The organism is Yersinia sp. IP36721 (assembly GCF_003634395.1).
Taxonomy (GTDB): domain Bacteria; phylum Pseudomonadota; class Gammaproteobacteria; order Enterobacterales; family Enterobacteriaceae; genus Yersinia; species Yersinia entomophaga.
In genome coordinates, this window is sequence record NZ_QCZL01000114.1 from 1 (window position 1) to 234 (window position 234).

Genomic DNA, 234 nt, shown 5'->3' on the forward strand with positions numbered 1-234 from the left:
CGTAGGGATGAGAACCGTAAAGGTTCGAGCCGAACGAAGTGAGACAGCAACGCGAAAGCGTTGACCCGTAAGGGTGAGTCTGCAGGACGAATCATCCCGCACTTTCACCATTATGAAGTGTTAAGAGTAAAGTGGTTGAGTAGTACCGCATCACAGCGGGTCGTTAGCTCAGTTGGTAGAGCAGTTGACTTTTAATCAATTGGTCGCAGGTTCGAATCCCGCACGACCCACCAT

The 234-nt window shown here is 50.4% G+C and carries 1 tRNA gene and 1 other RNA gene; both read left to right on the forward strand.

The features are described 5' to 3' along the window. The first annotated feature begins 4 nt into the window (after positions 1-4). Positions 5-98, forward strand: a non-coding RNA gene (locus DBA33_RS20560) — RtT sRNA. Positions 99-157: 59 nt separating this feature from the next. Further along, positions 158-233: transfer RNA gene (locus tag DBA33_RS20565), tRNA-Lys, on the forward strand. Position 234: the final 1 nt, after the last annotated feature.